Annotated in this window: 20 protein-coding genes; 7 read left to right on the forward strand and 13 right to left on the reverse strand. The window is 60.3% G+C overall.

Features of this window, described 5'->3' with window-relative positions:
* Nucleotides 1-249: 249 nt before the first annotated feature.
* The 3 genes from ftsX to ftsY are packed head-to-tail and all read right to left on the reverse strand — an operon-like array spanning nucleotide 250 to nucleotide 3,495.
* On the reverse strand, nucleotides 250-1,308 hold the full coding sequence (ftsX, locus tag ACKLKD_RS10350) for a permease-like cell division protein FtsX (protein ID WP_080897535.1): 1,059 nt from the start codon (nucleotides 1,306-1,308) through the stop codon (nucleotides 250-252).
* Nucleotides 1,301-1,969, reverse strand: coding sequence for a cell division ATP-binding protein FtsE (ftsE, locus tag ACKLKD_RS10355; protein WP_002920817.1), 669 nt, complete (start codon nucleotides 1,967-1,969; stop codon nucleotides 1,301-1,303). Before ftsE ends, ftsX begins: the two co-directional genes overlap by 8 nt.
* A 2-nt stretch (nucleotides 1,970-1,971) precedes the next feature.
* The gene (gene ftsY / locus ACKLKD_RS10360; protein WP_087806366.1) at nucleotides 1,972-3,495 is read right to left on the reverse strand and encodes a signal recognition particle-docking protein FtsY; all 1,524 of its coding nucleotides are present in this window, start codon (nucleotides 3,493-3,495) and stop codon (nucleotides 1,972-1,974) included.
* Nucleotides 3,496-3,677: 182 nt separating this feature from the next.
* Between ftsY and rsmD the strand changes: the two genes are divergently transcribed.
* Complete coding sequence (rsmD, locus tag ACKLKD_RS10365; RefSeq protein ID WP_025710750.1) at nucleotides 3,678-4,274, forward strand: 16S rRNA (guanine(966)-N(2))-methyltransferase; 597 nt, start codon at nucleotides 3,678-3,680, stop codon at nucleotides 4,272-4,274.
* Complete coding sequence (locus ACKLKD_RS10370) at nucleotides 4,264-4,539, forward strand: DUF1145 family protein (protein ID WP_002920822.1); 276 nt, start codon at nucleotides 4,264-4,266, stop codon at nucleotides 4,537-4,539. The genes rsmD and ACKLKD_RS10370 overlap by 11 nt, the downstream gene beginning before the upstream one ends.
* Before the next feature lie 13 nt (nucleotides 4,540-4,552).
* Here the strand turns inward: ACKLKD_RS10370 and ACKLKD_RS10375 are convergent, their stop codons facing one another.
* The gene (locus tag ACKLKD_RS10375; RefSeq protein ID WP_025710749.1) at nucleotides 4,553-4,903 is read right to left on the reverse strand and encodes a DUF2500 domain-containing protein; all 351 of its coding nucleotides are present in this window, start codon (nucleotides 4,901-4,903) and stop codon (nucleotides 4,553-4,555) included.
* A 150-nt stretch (nucleotides 4,904-5,053) separates the two neighbouring features.
* Here ACKLKD_RS10375 and ACKLKD_RS10380 point away from each other — a divergent pair, with 150 nt between their 5' ends.
* Both ACKLKD_RS10380 and zntA read left to right on the forward strand, forming a co-directional pair.
* Nucleotides 5,054-5,680: a lysoplasmalogenase gene (locus ACKLKD_RS10380; protein WP_087806368.1), complete on the forward strand. Its 627-nt coding sequence runs from the start codon at nucleotides 5,054-5,056 to the stop codon at nucleotides 5,678-5,680.
* Nucleotides 5,681-5,758: 78 nt separating this feature from the next.
* Nucleotides 5,759-7,969, forward strand: a complete 2,211-nt coding sequence (zntA, locus tag ACKLKD_RS10385; RefSeq protein WP_087806370.1) for a Zn(II)/Cd(II)/Pb(II) translocating P-type ATPase ZntA — start codon at nucleotides 5,759-5,761, stop codon at nucleotides 7,967-7,969.
* A 190-nt stretch (nucleotides 7,970-8,159) separates the two neighbouring features.
* Here the strand turns inward: zntA and tusA are convergent, their stop codons facing one another.
* Nucleotides 8,160-8,405: a sulfurtransferase TusA gene (gene tusA / locus ACKLKD_RS10390; protein WP_074387026.1), complete on the reverse strand. Its 246-nt coding sequence runs from the start codon at nucleotides 8,403-8,405 to the stop codon at nucleotides 8,160-8,162.
* 206 nt (nucleotides 8,406-8,611) lie between these two features.
* Between tusA and ACKLKD_RS10395 the strand changes: the two genes are divergently transcribed.
* Nucleotides 8,612-9,277, forward strand: coding sequence for a 7-cyano-7-deazaguanine/7-aminomethyl-7-deazaguanine transporter (locus tag ACKLKD_RS10395; RefSeq protein WP_008806961.1), 666 nt, complete (start codon nucleotides 8,612-8,614; stop codon nucleotides 9,275-9,277).
* Nucleotides 9,278-9,350: 73 nt separating this feature from the next.
* Nucleotides 9,351-9,908, forward strand: coding sequence for a DcrB family lipoprotein (locus ACKLKD_RS10400; RefSeq protein ID WP_025710746.1), 558 nt, complete (start codon nucleotides 9,351-9,353; stop codon nucleotides 9,906-9,908).
* Here the strand turns inward: ACKLKD_RS10400 and ACKLKD_RS10405 are convergent, their stop codons facing one another.
* Nucleotides 9,909-11,129 carry an MFS transporter gene (locus ACKLKD_RS10405; protein ID WP_025710745.1) on the reverse strand — a complete coding sequence of 407 codons (1,221 nt, stop codon included), beginning with the start codon at nucleotides 11,127-11,129 and terminating at the stop codon, nucleotides 9,909-9,911.
* A gap of 134 nt (nucleotides 11,130-11,263) precedes the next feature.
* On the opposite strand from ACKLKD_RS10405, the gene ACKLKD_RS10410 reads away from it, so the two are divergent.
* Nucleotides 11,264-12,313 carry an AI-2E family transporter gene (locus tag ACKLKD_RS10410; RefSeq protein WP_025710744.1) on the forward strand — a complete coding sequence of 350 codons (1,050 nt, stop codon included), beginning with the start codon at nucleotides 11,264-11,266 and terminating at the stop codon, nucleotides 12,311-12,313.
* On the opposite strand, the gene arnF is transcribed toward ACKLKD_RS10410, so the two are convergent.
* The 7 genes from arnF to arnB are packed head-to-tail and all read right to left on the reverse strand — an operon-like array spanning nucleotide 12,310 to nucleotide 19,685.
* Entirely contained in the window at nucleotides 12,310-12,690 is a 381-nt protein-coding gene (gene arnF / locus ACKLKD_RS10415; protein WP_025710743.1) for a 4-amino-4-deoxy-L-arabinose-phosphoundecaprenol flippase subunit ArnF, read from the reverse strand. The two genes, ACKLKD_RS10410 and arnF, sit on opposite strands and share 4 nt — an antisense overlap.
* A complete protein-coding gene (arnE, locus tag ACKLKD_RS10420) occupies nucleotides 12,690-13,028 on the reverse strand; it encodes a 4-amino-4-deoxy-L-arabinose-phosphoundecaprenol flippase subunit ArnE (protein ID WP_004202083.1) in 339 nt (112 codons plus the stop codon). The genes arnF and arnE overlap by 1 nt, the downstream gene beginning before the upstream one ends.
* Nucleotides 13,025-14,680, reverse strand: a complete 1,656-nt coding sequence (arnT, locus tag ACKLKD_RS10425) for a lipid IV(A) 4-amino-4-deoxy-L-arabinosyltransferase (RefSeq protein WP_025710742.1) — start codon at nucleotides 14,678-14,680, stop codon at nucleotides 13,025-13,027. The genes arnE and arnT overlap by 4 nt, the downstream gene beginning before the upstream one ends.
* A complete protein-coding gene (arnD, locus tag ACKLKD_RS10430) occupies nucleotides 14,680-15,582 on the reverse strand; it encodes a 4-deoxy-4-formamido-L-arabinose-phosphoundecaprenol deformylase (protein WP_025710741.1) in 903 nt (300 codons plus the stop codon). Before arnD ends, arnT begins: the two co-directional genes overlap by 1 nt.
* On the reverse strand, nucleotides 15,579-17,564 hold the full coding sequence (arnA, locus tag ACKLKD_RS10435; protein ID WP_025710740.1) for a bifunctional UDP-4-amino-4-deoxy-L-arabinose formyltransferase/UDP-glucuronic acid oxidase ArnA: 1,986 nt from the start codon (nucleotides 17,562-17,564) through the stop codon (nucleotides 15,579-15,581). Before arnA ends, arnD begins: the two co-directional genes overlap by 4 nt.
* Nucleotides 17,561-18,544: an undecaprenyl-phosphate 4-deoxy-4-formamido-L-arabinose transferase gene (gene arnC, locus ACKLKD_RS10440; RefSeq protein ID WP_002921035.1), complete on the reverse strand. Its 984-nt coding sequence runs from the start codon at nucleotides 18,542-18,544 to the stop codon at nucleotides 17,561-17,563. The genes arnA and arnC overlap by 4 nt, the downstream gene beginning before the upstream one ends.
* A 1-nt stretch (nucleotide 18,545) precedes the next feature.
* Nucleotides 18,546-19,685, reverse strand: coding sequence for a UDP-4-amino-4-deoxy-L-arabinose aminotransferase (gene arnB, locus ACKLKD_RS10445; RefSeq protein ID WP_025710739.1), 1,140 nt, complete (start codon nucleotides 19,683-19,685; stop codon nucleotides 18,546-18,548).
* Nucleotides 19,686-19,744: the final 59 nt, after the last annotated feature.

A 19,744-nucleotide genomic window follows, 5' to 3' on the forward strand; every position in this document is an offset into this window, starting at 1 on the left:
TCTTCTGACGCGGTCTTGTCCCCATCAGGCAACAAGCATGCCAGCATTCATGAGCAACGAGAATATCACTCACATTAGTATCAGACAGTGATTTTATCCACAAGTTCCATGCAACCGTGTGAATAAATTACGCACAAAATGTGACACCACGATGAACAAGTGAGGGCAGGAAAAGGAGAACAAGCTTGCGGTATCTTTCCCTGCGAACAGGAACTCATTGCAGCAGGGAAAGATTATATCACGCTTTTTTTAATCGGGAGTAAAGTGACGTAAATGTTGCACTGTCGCCAGCCAGGCGGCGACCCAACCGATCATCGAGCAGACAATCAGCATCAACAGGCACTCGTCGAAGCCCAGGCCGCTCAGCTCAAACTGGGTGCCGAACACTTTCGCCACTTCGGTCACCGCCGACGAGAGGCGCATCACCAGAATCTCCGACAGGATCAGCGATAAAAACGCGCCGGAGAAGCCCAGCATCGCCCCACCATAGAGGAACGGACGCAGGATAAAGCCGTCGGTGGCGCCGATCAGCTTCTGCACGTTAATGGTATCGCGGCGGGCGAAGATGCTCAGACGCACGCTGTTGCCGATCACCAGGAATACCGCCGCCACCATCAGCACGCCGATCATCGCCGACACGCGTCCTACCAGCCCGGTGAGCGAGGAGAGACGAGCAAACCAGCTGTCGTCCATTCGCACTTCATCGACGCCCTGGATCCGCGTTACCCGATCGCGCAGGGTGTTCAGCGCCTCGGTGCTCTGGAAATCCAGCTTCGGCACCACGATGGCGACCGCCGGCAGCGGGTTCTCCTCCAGCATATCCAGCGCGCCGCCAAAGCCAGACCAGTTACGGAATTCCCCCAGCGCCTCGTCACGGGACAAATAGTTCACCTTGTCGACGCCCTGCTCCGCCTGCAGCTGGCCCACCACCCGCGCCGCGGCATCGTCATCCAGCGTTTTTTCCAGATAAACGGTGATCTGCGGCGAGGGATAATACTGGGACGCCGCGCTGCTGACGTTTTTGTAGACCATGTAGCAGACGCTTGGCAGGGTTAACGAAATAGCGATGACCATTACCGTCAGGAAGGTCGCCAGCGGCGTGCTTTTTAGATCCTGCAGCGCGCCGTGCCAGGCGTAGCGCACCTGCTCGTTGAATACGTTGCTCTTACGCGAGGCCGGGTTAGGCGCCGCTTTCGGCCGTTTTGGCGCATTGCGCCCGCCGCCACCGCTGCCGCCCGCCGCGTTGCGCAGGCGATCGAACTTGCTGCCGAACTGGCGGATCTGGTTCATTGCGTCGCGCTTATTCACCCCGAATGCCTCCATGCAGATGGCCGTCGCTGAGCGTCAGCACGCGGTACGGACGACTGGAAATTAGCCCCAGATCGTGCGTGGCCATCAGTACCGTCACCCCAACGCGGTTAAACTCTTCAAACAGACGTAAAATCCCCTCCGAGAGCGCCTCGTCGAGGTTACCGGTCGGTTCATCCGCCAGCAGCACCGCCGGCTTGTTGACTACCGCGCGGGCAATCCCTACACGCTGCTGCTCACCGCCGGAGAGCTGAATCGGAAAGTTCTTCGCTTTGTCCAGCAGGCCGACCTTGTCCAGCGCCGCCGAGACGCGACGACGAATGTCATCGCCGCTGGCGCCGGCGATAATCAGCGGGATCGCCACGTTGTCATACACGGTACGATCCATCAGCAAATGGTGGTCCTGGAAAATCATGCCGATCTGGCGGCGCAGAAACGGCACCTCACGGCTCTTCAGGCGGCTGATTTCATGACCGCTGAAGAAGATTTTCCCGGCGCTGGGCCGTTCGATACCACAGATAAGCTTCAGCAGGGTACTTTTCCCTGCGCCGGAATGGCCGGTCAGAAACGCCATCTCGCCCGGCTGCAGGTGGAAAGTCACCCCCTGCAACGCTTGTCTCCCACCGAGATAGGCTTTGCTGACTTGTTCAAAGCGAATCATTCTTAATCCTCTCGGGCAAAAAGTGCCTCAATAAAGTCGCCCGCATTAAACGGACGCAGATCCTCAATACGCTCGCCGACGCCAATATAGCGAATCGGAATGCCGAACTGATCGGCCACCGAGAAGATCACGCCGCCTTTGGCGGTGCCGTCCAGCTTGGTCAGGGTGATCCCGGTCAAACCGACCGCTTCATGGAACAGTTTGGCCTGGCTAATGGCATTCTGCCCGGTGCTGGCGTCAATAGTTAACATCACCTCATGCGGCGCGTCGACATCCAGCTTTTTCATTACCCGGACAATCTTCTTCAGCTCTTCCATCAGGTGCGATTTATTCTGCAAACGCCCGGCGGTGTCGGCAATCAGTACGTCAACATGGCGCGCCTTCGCCGCCTGAATGGCGTCGAAAATCACCGAGGCGGAGTCCGCGCCGGTATGCTGGGCGATCACCGGGATATTGTTACGCTGACCCCACACCTGCAGCTGTTCCACCGCCGCCGCGCGGAAGGTATCCCCCGCCGCCAGCATCACCGATTTACCCTGTTGCTCAAACTGACGCGCCAGCTTGCCGATGGTGGTAGTTTTCCCCACCCCATTCACGCCAACCATCAGGATAACAAAGGGCGTTTTGCCTTCAACGTTCAGCGGCTCGTCCACTTTGGCGAGAATACCGCCCATCTCTTCTTTCAGCAGGCCGTACAGCGCTTCCGCATCGCGCAGTTGCTTGCGGCTGGCGCCTTCCGTCAGGTTGGTAATGATCTTGCGGGTGGTCTCCACCCCGACGTCGGCGATCAGCAGCTGCTCTTCCAGCTCTTCAAACAGATCATCGTCGATCTTCTTGCCGCGGAACAGGCTGATAAATCCGGAACCGAGATTTTGTTTGGTTTTCAGCAGGCTACGCTTGAGACGGGCGAAAAAGCCTTCTTTCGTTGGTTTTTCCTGCTCCTGAGCCAGCTCTTCAACCGGCGCCTCGTCCTCGGGCGCCGGCACCACCACCGCCGCCTCTTCTGCCGCTTCGGCCGCCAGCGCCTGCGCTTCCAGCTCTTCATCGCTTAGCGGCGCATCCTCTTCAGTGACGTCCGTCTCCTGCGGCTCGGCGAAAGCCTCTTCCACAGGCTGCTCAGCTACGGCTTCCGCCACCACCGGTTCGGCGATAACCTCTTCCGCCAGCGGCTCAGCCACCGCGGGCTGTTCAGGCGGTTCGCTGACCGCGGGCGCCGGTTCAACAACAGGCGCTTCTTCCGCCAGAGCCGGCGTTTCCACCCACTCTTCTTCCTGCACGCTGGCAGGCTCCGCGAGGTGCGCCTTTTCGTTTTCGACAACCGTCTCGGTCACGTCGACGACGTCTTCGGCAAACGCTTCCGGATCTGCTTTCGGCGCGCTCGGCTCAGCAGGGGTTTCAACCACCGGTGTCTCTTCGACAACCGCTTGTTGTTCTTCTACTTTTTGTTCAGTCTCGGTTTCCTGTGCCTGTTCTTTCTGTCCAAAGCCCAGCCAGGAAAAGAAGCCACGTTTTTTCTCTTTTGCCATTTGCGACCACACTCCTCGCTGTTTATTCATGGCACAGCTTCATCAGAAGCTGAAAAAATGATGAAATTAGTTGGATAGTCTATCACTTAACTTAACTCGCAGCACCGCCCCCGGATTAAGGTTTCGTCAACCGCCGTCCATCGCTAGAATAGCAGGCCGGAAGTAGAGACTTGAGCAGAGAGATGAAAAAACCAAACCACGCGGGCAGCGGCCAGATCCGCATCATCGGCGGGCAATGGCGCGGCCGTAAATTACCGGTGCCGGAGAGCCCGGGCCTGCGGCCGACCACCGACCGGGTTCGCGAAACCCTTTTTAACTGGCTGGCGCCGTCCATTGTTGACGCGCACTGCCTCGACTGCTTTGCCGGCAGCGGCGCGCTGGGGCTTGAGGCACTGTCCCGCTATGCGGCCAGCACCACGCTACTGGAGATGGAGCGCGGCGTAGCCCAGCAGTTGCAAAAAAACCTCGCTACCCTGAAAGCGGATCGCGGCAAGGTGATCACGACTAACACCCTCAGCTTTCTGAGCCAGCCGGGCACACCGCATCAGATCGTGTTCGTCGACCCGCCGTTCCGTCAGGGGCTGCTGGAGGAGACGCTACGTCTGCTGGAAACGCAGGGCTGGCTGGCCGATGAGGCCCTGGTGTACGTCGAAAGCGAAGTTGAAAATGGCCTACCGCCGGTACCGGCGAACTGGCAGCTGTATCGTGAAAAAGTGGCCGGACAGGTCGCCTACCGTCTTTACCAACGTGAGGCCCAAGGAGAGAATCATGCTGATTAATTTAGGCCGCCTGCTGATGCTGTGCGTCTGGGCCTTTCTGTTATTGAACCTGTTTCAGCCCTTCCCGAAGCCGCTGAATATCTTCGTCAACGTCGCGCTGATTTTCATGATCCTGATGCACGGTCTGCAGCTGACGCTGCTTAAGGCGACGCAGCCGAAAGAGGCGCCGCCGCTGAGCCGCTTTGAGCAAATCCGCATTTTTATCTTCGGCGTGTTTGAGCTCGTCGCCTGGCAGAAAAAACTGAAGGCGACGCTGAAAAAGTAGTCCTGAAAAGGGCTCAGGGATCGGGCGTAAACGCCACGAACGCTGTGCCCTTATAACTCAACATCCCGCGATCGCCCACGCTCAGCGCATGATATTGCGGCGCGTCGAGGCGAAACACCACTTCCAGCCCACCGTTTTCCGGGCGAAAACTCGCCTCATAGCGCATCTCACTGCCTGCGGGCGTCACCGTCTGCTGCCGCGAGCGCCGATCGTTAATCACCTTTTCCCGTTTATTGCTGACGATAACGCGCTTTTGCAACACTGGCGCGGCGTCATTCGCCTGTTTCTCACGGCGCTGCTGGACATAGCGAAACGAAGCCGCCACCACAATCACCGCGACGACCAGGACAAAAAAGAGGGGCATTTTACTCATTAAGGTTACCCATAAAAAATATCAGGAATCAGCATACTGCGTCGGGAATAACATTGTCATCTGCTACGCCAAACCACTACACTGAGTAGTAGCATCTCGCATCCGTAACTTTCTTTATGATAACAGATACAGGGACTTACTATGCTTTGGTCATTTATTGCTGTCTGTTTCTCCGCATGGCTTTATGTCGATGCATCCTATCGTGGGCCGGCATGGCGACGCTGGGTATTTAAACCTGTCACCCTGATTCTGTTGCTGTTACTGGCCTGGCAGGCGCCGATGTTCAATGCCATCAGCTATCTGGTACTGGCCGGCCTGTGCGCCTCGCTGCTCGGCGATGCCCTGACCCTGCTGCCGCGCCAGCGGGTGATGTACGCCGTAGGCGCTTTCTTCCTGTCGCATCTGCTGTATACCATCTGGTTCGCCAGCCAGCTGACGCTATCCTTCTTCTGGCCGCTGCCGCTGGTGCTGCTGGTGTTCGGCGCCCTGCTGATGGCGGTGATCTGGAGCCGACTGGAAGAGATGAAAATGCCGGTGCTGACCTTTATCGGGATGACGCTGGTGATGGTCTGGCTGGCCGGTGAGCTGTGGTTTGCCCGTCCCACTAACACTGCGCTGTCTGGTTTCGCCGGCGCCGCCCTGCTGCTATTGAGCAATACTGTGTGGCTGGTAAGCCATTATCGTCGCCGCTTCCGCGCCGATAACGCCATCGCCGCGGCATTCTACTTTGCCGGCCACTTCCTGATCGTGCGCGCGCTGTACCTGTAATTTAGTCCTTGACTCTGGAGTCGACTCCAGAGTGTATCCTACGGCTAATGAGAAAATTATCATTTCCCGGAGGGTGCCATGTCGACTCCAGACGCGCAGGATAAAAAAGTCCCACAATTCTCGTCATTCACCATGCGGCCCGCGACCGCCCCGGCGGAGGGCTGCTGCACAGACCACGCCTGCGCGACAGAAACGCCACCTGCCGGCGAAACGCTCAGCGACGCTCGCTACAGCTGGCAGGTAGAGGGCATGGACTGCGCCGCCTGCGCCCGCAAGGTGGAAACCGCGGTTCGTCAGATACCCGGGGTCAGTCAGGTTCAGGTGCTGTTCGCCACAGAAAAACTGCTGGTTAATGCGGAAGGCGATATCCGCGTTCAGGTTGAGAACGCGGTACGCCAGGCGGGCTATACGCTGCGCGATGCCGATGCTCCCGCAGCAGAGAAAACCCGAGGGTCGCTGCTGCGCGACAATCTGTCGTTGCTGACGCTGGTTATCATGATGGCCCTGAGCTGGGGGCTGGAGCAGTTCAACCACCCCGCCGGCCAGTTAGCCTTTATTGTCACCACCCTGGTCGGCCTGTGGCCGGTTGCCCGCCAGGCGCTGCGCCTGATAAAGAGCGGGAGCTGGTTCGCCATTGAGACGCTGATGAGCGTCGCCGCCATCGGAGCGCTGTTTATCGGCGCCACCGCGGAAGCGGCGATGGTGCTGCTGCTGTTCCTGATCGGCGAGCGTCTCGAAGGCTGGGCCGCCAGCCGCGCACGGCAGGGGGTGAGCGCGCTGATGGCGCTGAAGCCCGACACCGCCATTCGCCTGCGCGACGGCGTGCGGGAAACCGTCGCCCAGCGCAACCTGCGTCCCGGAGATGTGATTGAAGTGGCCGCTGGCGGGCGTCTGCCGGCGGATGGCCAGCTGCTGTCGCCGTTTGCCAGCTTTGATGAAAGCGCCCTGACCGGCGAGTCGGTGCCGGTGGAGCGTCAGGCCGGGGAACGGGTCGCGGCGGGCGCCACCAGCGTCGATCGCCTGGTGCAGCTGACCGTGATATCCGAACCGGGCGACAGCGCCATCGACCGCATCCTGAAGCTGATTGAAGAGGCAGAGGAGCGTCGGGCGCCGATCGAGCGCTTCATCGACCGCTTCAGCCGGATCTACACCCCGGCCATTATGGTCGTCGCCTTGCTGGTCGCTATTGTCCCACCGCTGTTCTTCGCCAGCGCCTGGCTGCCGTGGATTTATAAAGGGCTGACGCTGCTGCTGATCGGCTGTCCGTGCGCGCTGGTCATCTCCACGCCGGCGGCCATCACCTCCGGCCTGGCGGTCGCCGCCCGACGCGGAGCGCTGATCAAAGGCGGTGCAGCGCTGGAACAGCTGGGCCAGGTGCGGCAGGTGGCGTTCGATAAAACCGGCACCCTGACCGTCGGCCAGCCGCAGGTGACTTCGGTGATCGCCACGGCTGAGGTTGACGACAACGCCCTGCTGGCGCTGGCGGCAGCGGTGGAGCAAGGCTCCAGCCACCCACTGGCGCAGGCCGTCGTCCGTGAAGCACAGCGGCGTCAGCTGAGTATTCCGCTTGCCAGCGGCCAGCGGGCGCTGGCCGGCTCCGGTATCGAAGCTGAGGTCAACGGCAGCCGCATCTTAATCTGCGCAGCCAGCAAAGCCGCCCCGGCAGAGCATGAGGCGCAGATCCAGCAGCTGGAGAGCGCCGGGCAAACGGTAGTGCTGGTGATGCGCGGCGAGACGCTGCTCGGCATTCTGGCGCTGCGCGACACCCTGCGCGACGACGCACGTCAGGCGGTGGATGCCTTACACCAGCTGGGGGTGCAGGGGGTGATCCTCACCGGAGATAACCCGCGCGCCGCGGCGGCCATCGCCAGCGAACTGGGGCTGGAATTCCGCGCCGGTCTGCTCCCGGCAGACAAGGTCAACGCGGTGGTGGCGCTGAATGCCAACGCACCGCTGGCGATGGTCGGCGACGGCATCAACGACGCTCCGGCGATGAAAGCGGCCACCATTGGCATTGCGATGGGCAGCGGCACCGATGTGGCGCTGGAAACCGCCGATGCTGCGCTGACCCATAACCGTCTGACCGGCCTGGCGCAGATGATTTCCCTGGCGCGGGCGACTCACGCCAATATCCGCCAGAACATCGCGATTGCCTTAGGGCTGAAGGGGGTTTTCCTCGTCACCACCCTGCTCGGCCTGACCGGACTGTGGCTGGCGGTGCTGGCGGATACCGGCGCCACCGTGCTGGTAACGGCTAACGCGCTGCGGTTATTGCGTAAGAAGTTGTAGCATAGATACCGACTTCCCTGCTCGCGCTACGCTTAGCAGGGCTACGGTTCCGGACCGTCGGGTAGCCCGGATAAGGCGCAACGCGCCGCCATCCGGGATATTCCCTGCTCGCGCTACGCTTAGCAGGGCTACGGTTCCGGACCGTCGGGTAGCCCGGATAAGGCGCAACGCGCCGCTATCCGGGAAAAGCTCAGCGGCTTTTGCGGATCAGATAGCGGTACGGCAGGGCTTCGGTTTCCTGGGCCACCAGCTCATGCTCCATAAAGCGGCAGAATCCCGGGATATCGCGGGTGGTGGCCGGATCGTCAGCAATAATCAGCAGCGTCTCGCCGACCGGCATCGTCCGCACGGTTTTACGCACCATCATGACCGGCTCCGGGCAGCGGAGCCCCAGGGCATCCAGGGTGTGGTCAGGAGTGGAGAAAAGTTCGCTCATTTTAGTCTCACGTCAACAAAACGGCCCTAGTTTACCCCCAGTTCGCCAGTACGCAAGCCAGGTTAACGTTTGCGCGAAAAACAACCATTGCATTACGCCGGTAACGCAGTATCATGCAGCCGTTTTTTATTGGGTTCCCTCACCCCAACGTTCCGCTGCCGATTGCTCCTTAACCTGAAGCATGACGGGCATAAAAAGGTCACAATATGAATCCGTTTACTACCGTACAGCGCAAAAAAGCGCTCGTCTGGCTTTCGCTATTTCATCTGCTGGTGATCACCTCCAGCAACTATCTGGTTCAGCTGCCGATCTCCATTTTTGGTTTCCATACCACCTGGGGCGCGTTTAGTTTTCCGTTTATCTTCCTCGCCACCGATCTGACGGTACGCATTTTTGGCGCACCGCTGGCGCGACGCATCATTTTCGCGGTGATGGTTCCGGCGCTGGTCATCTCTTACGGCATCTCCGCGCTGTTCTATATGGGCGAGTGGCAGGGCTTTGCCGCGCTGGGTACCTTTAACCTCTTCGTCGCGCGTATCGCCATCGCCAGCTTTATGGCCTATGCGCTGGGGCAGATCCTCGACGTCCACGTCTTTAACCGCCTGCGGCAGAGCCGCCACTGGTGGCTGGCCCCCACCGCCTCAACGCTGTTCGGCAACATTAGCGATACCGTCGCATTCTTCTTTATCGCTTTCTGGCGCAGTCCGGACCCATTTATGGCCGCCCACTGGGGGGAAATCGCCCTCGTCGACTACAGCTTTAAAGTGCTTATCAGCATCATTTTCTTCCTGCCGATGTATGGCGTGTTGTTAAATATGCTGTTGAAAAGACTGGCGGATAAATCTGATTTGTCGGCATTGCAGCCGAGTTAAAGGTACTCGCGGGCTGATGTGTTAAGATAGCCGGATGAGCCATTAGTGGCCGTTTATCGAAAGGAAGATGTCAATGCGCAATTTGGTTAAATATGTCGGTATTGGCCTGCTGGTGATGGGGCTTGCCGCCTGCGATAACAGCGATTCAAAAGCGCCAACCGTCGGAGCGGCGGCGGAGAGCAATGCCAGCGGCCAGGCAATCAGCCTGCTGGATGGCAAGCTGAGCTTCACCCTGCCCGCGGGCATGGCCGACCAGAGCGGCAAACTGGGTACCCAGGCGAACAACATGCACGTCTACTCTGACGCTACCGGCCAGAAAGCGGTCATCGTCATCGTCGGCGACAGCACCAATGAAGATCTGGCGGTGCTGGCGAAACGTCTGGAAGATCAGCAGCGTAGCCGCGACCCGCAGCTGCAGGTGGTGAGCAATAAATCGCTGGAGATTAAAGGCCATACCCTGCAGCAGCTGGACAGCATCATCTCCGCCAAGGGGCAGACCGCCTGGTCTTCCGTACTGCTTGGCAAAGTGGATGACAAACTGCTGACCCTGCAGGTGACCCTGCCGGCGGACAACCAGCAGCAGGCACAGACCGAAGCAGAAAGCATCATCAACACCCTCACCATTCAGTAATTACTGGCCTGGTGCGATGGCCTCCGGTTCGCTAACCGGGGGCCGTTTTTTTAGCCGCCAGCCCAACAGCAGCGCCGCCATCACCAGCCCCGCCGCGGCGAGATAAATCATCGAGATCCCGGTCCACGCCATCAGCAACCCGGCCAGCGGCCCGGTAACGCCCAACGACAAATCCATAAACACGGTATAGGTCGCCAGCGCCGATCCCTGGTTGTGCTGCGGCACCGCTTTCACCGCCACCACCCCCAGCGCCGGGAAGACCAGCGAGAACCCCGCCCCGGTAAGGAAAGTACCGATTTTCGCCATCAGCGGCGTATCGGCGAAGCCGACCAGCAGCAGGCCAATAACCTCCACGCTAAAGCAGAGCATCGCCACGTTCAGCCCGCCGAGGCGGTTAATACCGTTGGGAAACAGCAGCCGCGTGCCAACGAACGCGCAGCTGAATAACGTCAGAGCGAAAGCCGCGCCGTCCCAGCCTTTAGCGTCATAAAACAGCGTGATAAAGGTGGCGATCACCCCGAAGCCAGCGGAGGCCAGCGCCAGCGCCATGCCGTAGGGCCAGACCCGGCCAAGCACCGCGCGAAACGACATCGCTTTACCTTTGGCTGCCTTCACCGCCGCGCGGGGCAGCGCACAGAGGATCGCCACCAGCGCCACCGCCATAATGACCACCGCCAGGCCGCTGAGGCCAATCCGTGAGTAACAGAGCACGCCGAGCGGCGCGCCCATCGCCATCGCCCCGTAGGTCACTATCCCGTTCCACGAAATCACCCGCCCGATATGCAGCGAACCGACCACGCCGACGCCCCACAGCGTCGACCCGGTGCCGGCAAAGCTCTGACCGATTCCAAGGATCACCCGCCCGAGACATAACAGCAGCAGGCTAACCAGTGGCCAGCCGCTGCTGCAGGCCGCCAGCAGATAGCTCAGACCGCTCAAAAAACAGCCGCAGAGACCGAAGACGACAATCTTTTTCGGTCCCAGCAGATCGGCGTAGCGCCCGGCGTGCGGGCGGCTGAGCAGCGTGGCGAAATATTGCAGGCTAATCACCAGCCCGGCCCAGAAAGCGCTAAAGCCCATGACATCATGCACATAGCCGGGCAGCACCGCCAGCGGTAGGCCGATGGTGAGATAGCTGGCAAAGTTAAAGATGACGACAGAGACAATCCGCAGATTGAGGCGCAGTCCATTGAGCGCCGGTTCGGCGACGGGTTCGGGCATCAGGTTCCACCAGATTTCGACAATCAGCTTTCACTATTACCACGCTGTCGGCGGAAAAGCAGCCCTCCTTTCAGAATATTGGCAGTCGGCGAACCGCTACACTTATCTGGCGCGACTCATAAAAAGGAATACCTATGTCCTCTCCGCAGGCTGATAAAGCCGGGCTCCATATTTTACTTAAGCTGGCAGCGTTAGTGATTATCCTCGCCGGGATCCACGCCGCCGCCGATATTCTGGTGCAGCTGCTGCTGGCGCTGTTTTTCGCTATTGTCCTCAACCCGCTGGTGACCTGGTGCATTCGTCGCGGGGTGCGGCGTCCTTTCGCCATTACCCTGGTGGTGACGGCGATGCTGGTGATGCTCACCGCGCTGCTCGGCGTGCTGGCGGCGTCGCTCAATGACTTTGTCGCCATGCTGCCCGATTTCAACCGTGCCCTGACGCGCAAGATCCTCCAGCTCCAGGAGTATCTCCCCTTCCTTAATCTGCATATCAATCCGGAGCGGATGCTGCGGCGCATGGATTCAGAACGGCTGATGACCTGGGCCACGACGCTGATGACCCAGCTTTCCGGGGCGATGGCCAGCATCGTGCTGCTGGTGATGACGGTGATCTTTATGCTGTTTGAGGTTCGCCACCTGCCCTACAAACTGCGTTTTGCCCTCAATAACCCGCGCCTGCATATCGCCGGATTGCACCGGGCGCTGAAAGGCGTCACCCATTATCTGGCGCTGAAGACGCTGATTAGCCTGTGGACCGGGCTGATTGTCTGGCTGGGGCTGCTGGCGATGGGGGTACAGTTCGCCCTGATGTGGGGGGTGCTGGCGTTTTTGCTGAACTATGTGCCGAACATTGGCTCCGCCATCTCGGCCATCCCCCCGATGCTGCAGGCGCTGCTGTTCAGCGGCATCTATGAGTGTCTGCTGGTCGGGGCGCTGTTTCTGGTGGTGCATATGGTGCTGGGCAACATGGTGGAGCCGCGCATGATGGGCCATCGGCTGGGAATGTCGACCCTGGTGGTGTTCCTGTCGTTGCTGGTCTGGGGCTGGCTGCTGGGGCCGGTAGGCATGCTGCTCTCGGTGCCGTTAACCAGCGTCTGTAAAATCTGGATGGAGACTACCGTTGGGGGCAGTAAGCTGGCGATCCTGCTCGGCCCGGGGCGCCCCAAAAGCCGGCTGCCCGGCTAGCGGCGTTTCACCGGCCAGAAGATGGTCAATACGCCGGCGACGATGATCGCCACGCCCAGCAGCGATTGCCAGTAGAACGGCTCATGCCAGCCGGGCAGCCAGATGGCGGCGGCCCACACGAGGATATAGCTCAGACTCAGCAGGGCATACGCTTTCGACAGCGGCAGGCGATGGAGGGCAAAGTACCAGCAGACCATCGACAGCAGGTAGCCCAGCAGGCCGAAAAACAGGCCGAAGGTGCCGGGCTGGAAATGCAGCAGATGCTGGAGAAATGCCATAATATCGGTCAGCGGCGGCAAGGCCACCATGGCGCTGCGCAGCAGCAACTGCGCGGCGCTGACGAGGCCGACGCTGAATAATGCCCAGAGAAAGCCCATCAGACGCTGGTCCCCAGAATGACGATGCCCACGACGATCAACCCAACGCCAAACCAGTGGCGGCGAGCGACCGGCTCATGCCAGATGCCCCAGCCCGCGAGGGTAACCCAGACGAAATTCAGGCTCAGCATCGGATAGGCGATGCTGACCGGAATAGACTGCAGGACGCTCAGCCACAGCAGCATGCCGCAGCCCAGGCATAACAGCGCCATCCCCAGCCAGAAGAGTATATGGCGACTCCGCCGTCCGCGACGGGACGGGCGGGTCGCCTGTTTCTGGCAGAGTTGTCCGGCGCAGCTCAGCAGGCTGGCGAACACCAGACAGATCCAGACGCTCATTGCGGCAGATACTGAAGGAAGACCACCCGACCCAGCTCATAGGCGTTATCTGGTTTCGGTAACGGTAAGTCGACCATACTCTCTCCTTTATCCATCAACAGCACCAGCGAGACCGGCCCCTGCTGACGGTGCGCGGCCAGCCAGTCGGCAAAACCGGCCTGGCTGACAAAGCTTCCCTGAGCATCCGGCCAGTCGAGACCGTACTTCAGCTCACCCTGTTTGTCGAACATAATAATATCGCTGCGCTTCAGCTCCCAGGCCAGGCCGCCGGCGATCCCGACGTTGTTGGTCAGGACGTAGCGGCTGGGCTGCAGGGATTCGCTGACGATATCCACGAGGAACTGCGGCTGTTTGCTGTCGATAACCCGGTCCGGGATGGCGAAGCCCACCAGCAGCGCCAGGCCGAGCGGACAGAGCGCGGCGAGGCTCCAGCGGCGGCCAGCGTCTTTCATCGCCAACCAGCCCATCAGCGCCCAGACGGCGAAGGCGATGGCCGCCAGCAGACATTTATACAGCTCAATCTTGCTCCATACCGGCTTGTGCATCACGCCCCAGGGCGAGACCACCAGCACGGCGATCAGCCCCAGCAGGCCAAAGCCCAGGTTGATCATCCCGTTGATGCGCAGCGCTTTCGCGCCGGTCTTCGCCGCCTCCAGCGCGTAGCGGGCCATCAGGATCGACAGCGGCGCAAAGCACGGCAGGATATAGGTCGGCAGTTTGCCTTTAGCAATACTGAAGAACAGGAACGGCATCGCCACCCAACCGAGCAGATACAGCGCGCCGCGGGCCTCATCGCGCTCACGCCAGCCGCGCTTCAGCGCCCCTGGCAGCAGGGCCAGCCACGGCAGGCTGCCGGCGATCAGGAACGGGATGTAGTACCAGAATGGCGCTTTATGCTGGGCGTCTTTTTCGGCGAAACGCTGAATATGCTCGACCCAGAAGAAATAGCGCCAGAAGTCCGGCTCGCGCTGGGCGATAGCCAGCCCCCAGGGCAGCACCACCAGCGTACAGACGACCACCGCCAGCCAACCGTAGGTCAGCACTTCACGCCAGCGTTTACGGGCGATCACCCATGGCAGAACGCCCACCACCGGCACCGCCAGCGCAAGGAAACCTTTGGTCATCACCCCCATACCGCAGGCGACGCCCAACAGCACGTAACCCAGTATTTTGCCGCCGCGGCTCTGCGCCTGCGTCGCGCCCCAGAAGCTGCACATCGCCAACGCCAGCCACAGGGTGATCATCGGGTCCAGCACCGCATAGGTGCCAATCGCATACACCAGCATCGCAGTGAGGAAGATAACCGGCGACAGGACCGCCACCTTTTTATCGCGAAAGACGCGCCACGCCAGCCAGGCTACCAGCAGGGCGGTCATGGTGATGGCGAAGACCGACCCGAAGCGAACGCCGAAGTTATTATGGCCAAACAGCCACTGACCGATGCTGTTGATCCAGTAACCGGCAATCGGCTTTTCGAAGTAGCGCAACCCGAGAAAATGCGGCACCACCCAGTCGCCGGTGGCCAGCATTTCACGGCTGATCTCCGCGTAGCGGGTTTCATCGGGTTGCCAGAGCAAACGGAAATTGAGCGGCAGCAGGTAATACAGCGCAAACAGCGCAATCAGAGAGACGCCATAGCGAATGCTTTTCATCAAACACCCGAAGTCAGTAATTGTTCACGTCCGAGCCAGCCTTCCCGGCCAGCCAGTTCACCCCGAACCACTTTGCCGGACGGCAGCTCGCTAAAGTCAGCGGGCAGCAGCTGGCTCAGTGGGCAAAACTGAATTTCTTCTTCCGCCGCCATGGTCAGCAGTTCATTGAACTGATCCGCGTAGGCAATACCTTCCACTTCGGCGTGAATGGTATAGACCGGCACGCCCGCATCGCGATGGATGCAATCCAGCAGGTAGCGATTAAAACCGGCGATATCCACCGCGGTGCCCACCGCCTCGTCCCAGGTCGGCAGGGTGACCGGGATCTGCACGGTACCAGAGACGCCGCTGCCGAGCTGGGGCAGAAACGGCCGCGTGCCGCGACAGTCGCTGTTGTAGAGAAAATCGAAGGATTCTTTGGCTTTGACCACCCGCTGATCGGCGCGCCAGCCGGCGACGGCCGAGCAGGTGACCGGGCGGCCGATGATGCGTTCCAGTTCGAGCAGGCCGCGCTCAACCTCCAGCGTCAGCCGTTCCTGCGGCCAGACACCGCTCCACGCCTGCCAGCTGTAATGATCCCAGGCATGCAGTCCGACTTCATGAGACTCGGCGGTCGCACGGATCACCGCTTCATTACCCGCGCCGATGCGGCGCCCCGGCCAGGCGGTGCCGGCCAGCAGAATATCCCAGCCGTACAGCGAAGCCGCCCTGGAACGCAGCATCTTCCACAGAAACTTCGGTTTTATCAGGCGCCACAGATGGCGCCCCATATTGTCCGGCCCGACGCTGAAGAAGAAGCTTGCCTGGATCCCGTGCTGGCCCAGCAGGTCCAGCAGCCGCGGAACGCCGTCCCGCGTGCCGCGAAAGGTATCGACATCTATGCGTAAGCCGACCTGTTTCATGGATTTTTATCGTCCACCAGTTCAACTGTACGCAGGAAGAAGTCCAGCGTGTGTTCGACAGTCTCTTCCATCTCGACCTTCGGCTCCCAGTTCAGGCAGCGTTTGGCATTGCGGATGCTTGGCTTACGATGCTCAACGTCCTGGTAGCCCTTCCCGTAGTAATCGCTGCTTTCCACTTCGCGGAAGCCGGCGAACGGCGGGAAGCGATCGCGCAGCGGATGGCGTTCGAAGCAGGCAAGCAGCATTTCGGCCAGCTCTTTGATGCTCGCTTCGTTATCCGGGTTGCCGATGTTGATGATCTGCCCGTCGCAGCGGCCGTCTTTGTTCTCGATGATGCGGAACAGCGCTTCGATACCGTCGCTGATATCGGTGAAGCAGCGCTTTTGCTTGCCGCCTTCGATGAGCTTGATCGGCGACCCTTCCACCAGGTTGAGGATCAGCTGGGTGATAGCTCGGGAGCTGCCGATACGCGCGGCGTTGAGGTTATCCAGGCGCGGCCCCATCCAGTTGAACGGACGGAACAGAGTGAACTTCAGGCCGTTCTTATCGCCATAGGCCCAGATCACGCGGTCCAGCAGCTGCTTGGAGACCGAGTAGATCCAGCGCTGTTTGTTGATCGGCCCCACCACCAGGTTGGAGCTATCTTCGTCGAAGTTTTTGTCGGTGCACATGCCGTACACTTCCGAGGTCGACGGGAAGATGATGCGCTTATTGTATTTTACGCAGTCGCGGATGATCTTCAGGTTCTCTTCGAAATCCAGTTCGAACACGCGCAGCGGGTTGCGGGTGTATTCGATAGGCGTGGCGATGGCCACCAGCGGCAGCACCACGTCGCATTTCTTAATGTGGTACTCGATCCACTCGGAGTGAATACTGATATCGCCTTCCACGAAGTGGAAACGCGGGCAGTCAAGGAAACGGCTGATGGCGTCGGAGCCGATATCCAGACCGTAAATCTCATAGTTGTCGTCCTGCAGCAGGCGTTCGGTCAGATGGTTACCGATAAAGCCATTGACGCCGAGGATCAGCACGCGGGTGCGGCGCTTAATCGCCACCACCGGTTTGCTGCTGATCACCGCCCCGGACACCAGGCCCAGGGCCTGCGCCAGCTGGGCGCCCTGCATGTACACGCCGCGTTCGGTCTGGCCGGTGACAATCTCCAGCGCCCCGTCCTGGCACGCGACGATCAGCGGCGTAACGGAGATCACGGTCCCCGGTTTGGCTGCCGGCAGATCGCGACGAACACGGGATTTCCAGACGATAAACTTGTTTGCCCCGGCGTAGCCGAAGGCGCCTGGCCACGGGTCAGAGACGGCACGCACCAGATTATGCAGAGTCTGCGCCGGCTGCTCCCAGTCGAGGCGGCCGTCTTCCGGGGTACGACGCCCCACGTAGGTCGCCTGGCTGTGATCCTGCGGACGTTCATCGGTGGTGCCGGCGAGGATCGCGGGCAGCGCCTGGCCCAGCAGCTCGGTAGCAGCGGCGCACAGCTTACGGTGCAGCGTCAGGGCCGCGTCATCCGGGCCAATCGCCACGGTCTGCTGGGCGACGATATCGCCGGCGTCCGCGCGGTTAACCATGCGGTGCAGGGTCACGCCGGTTTCGCTTTCGCCATTGACCAGCACCCAGTTCAGCGGCGCACGGCCACGATATTTCGGCAGCAGCGAACCGTGCAGGTTGAACGCCCCTTTCGGTGCCAGATTGAGGATCTCATCGCCCAGCAGGTTGCGGTAGTAGAAGGAGAACAGCACGTCCGGCTTCATCTCGCGGATACGTTCAATCCACAGCGGATGGTTCACGTCTTCCGGCGCCCACACCGGAATGCCCTGCTCGGCGGCAAGGCGCGCCACGGAGCCAAAGAAATGGTTTTCGCCAGGGTTATCCGGGTGGGTGAAAATAGCAGCGATATCATACCCGGCGTCCAGCAGAGCCTGGATACCGGTGCAACCCATATCGTGATAAGCGAAGACTACGGCTTTCATGAACGATCTTCCTCTTTAGATGCCGTTTCCGGCTGGCGAACAACACGTTGAATAAAGTAGCGGGGACGCGCACGCACGTCGTTATAGATGCGTCCGATATACTCCCCGAGCAGGCCCATCCCGACAAACTGGGCGCCGATAAACATGAACAGCACGGCGAAGAGCATAAACACCCCTTCCGCCGCCCACTGTGGGCCGAAGGCCAGACGCAGTACCACCAGCAGCAGGCCGAAGGCGAAGCCAAGCAGGGCAATCACGCTGCCGAAAATGCTGAGCAGACGCAGCGGCGTGGTGGTCAGACAGGTCACCAGGTCATACATCAGGTTAATCAGACGCATGAAACTGTATTTGGAGTCGCCGAATTCGCGCTCGGCATGCATTACCGGGATCTCCACCGCGCGACGAGCGAAGGTATTCGCCAGGATCGGGATAAAGGTGCTGCGCTCGTGGCAGTTGAGCATCGCGTCGATAATATGCCGGCGGTAAGCGCGCAGCATGCAGCCGTAGTCGCCCATCGCTTTGCCGGTGGTGCGCTGGATCAGGCGGTTAATCATCTTCGACGCGGTTTTACGGAAGATGCTGTCCTGACGGTTCTGGCGCACGGTGCCCACCACGTCGTAACCTTCATCAGCCTTCGCCACCAGCCGCGGGATCTCTTCCGGCGGGTTTTGCAGGTCGGCGTCGAGGGTAATGATTAAGTCGCCAGTCACATGGCTGAAGCCGGCCATGATCGCCGAGTGCTGGCCGTAGTTACGGTTTAACAACACGGCGACGACGTGGCTACCTTCCGCCTCGGCGGCTTCGGTCAGCATGCGCGCAGAATCGTCGCTGCTGCCATCGTCGATCAGCAGAATTTCATATTGCCGCCCCAGCGTGGCGCAGGCGGCATCCGTACGACGAAGCAGTTCCGGCAGGCTATCCTGTTCGTTATAAACCGGGATAACCACCGAGACCTTCTTCACGGGAGGGTAAGTAAGCATATCAACGTCCTGACAACTGGCGCAGTGCGGAGATAACGCGAGTGACATCGTCATCGGTCATGTCCGGGAACAACGGGAGAGAACAGATGCGGGCGCTGTTCCATTCGGTATTCGGCAGGGAAACCTCAGGGAAGCGTTCGCGGTAATATTTTTGCGTATGAGCCGCACGAAAGTGCAAACCAGTGCCGATGCCCATCGCCTTCAGCTTTTCCATCAGCGCGTCGCGGCTGATGCCGCACGCGGCCTCATCGACGCGGATGATAAACAGGTGCCAGGCGTGCTGGTGATCCCATGCCGGGACGGTCAGCGGGGTAAACGGCGTGTCCGCCAGCTCGCGCAGGTAGCGCTGGGCAATTTCCGTCCGGCGCTGATTGGCGTGGCTCAGTTTTTCCAGCTGCACCAACGCCAGGGCGGCGTTGATGTCGGCGAGGTTGTACTTAAAGCCCGGGGTGATCACCTCCGCCTGCGGCGCGCGGCCGTGGGTCTGGCGGTCATAGGCGTCCACGCCCAGGCCATGGAATTTCAGGCTGCGGATGCGGGAGGCCAGCTCGTCGTCGTCGGTGACAATCAGCCCGCCTTCGGCGCAGGTCATGTTTTTGATCGCGTGGAACGAGAAAATGGCGGTCCCCTGCCAGCCCACGTGGCGGCCTTTATAGTGGGTCCCCGCCGCATGGGCGGCGTCTTCGATCACCGGAAGGCCGTGGCGCTCGCCCACCGCGCGAATGGCGTCGATGTCGGCTGGCGCGCCGGCGTAGTGCACAGGAATTATCGCTTTGGTACGCGAAGTGATCGCCGCTTCCACCGCGTCAGGGGTGATCATCAGATTGTCGTTATCGACGTCGATCATCACCGGCGTGGCGCCCAGCAGGCAGATCATATTGAGAGTGGAGACCCAGGTCTGGGACGGCGTAATGACTTCATCGCCGGGGCCGATACCCAGCGCCATCAGGGTCACATGCATCCCGCCGGTCGCTGAACTGACGGCAATCGCGTGGCGGTTGCCGGTCAGCTGGCAGAATGCCGCTTCAAGTGCCTGATTTTTCGGTCCGGTAGTGATCCAGCCCGACGCTAAAACTTCACGCAGCGCAGCCAGCTCTGCGTCGCCCATCGACGGGCGCGAAAACGGCAAAAAATCGCTCATCATCATCCTGTTTTGTAGATGACCCACGCACAAATCAGGGTCGTTAGAATAAAATATCC

The organism is Klebsiella sp. 10982 (genome assembly GCF_048589245.1).
Classification (GTDB): Bacteria; Pseudomonadota; Gammaproteobacteria; order Enterobacterales; family Enterobacteriaceae; genus Klebsiella; species Klebsiella quasivariicola.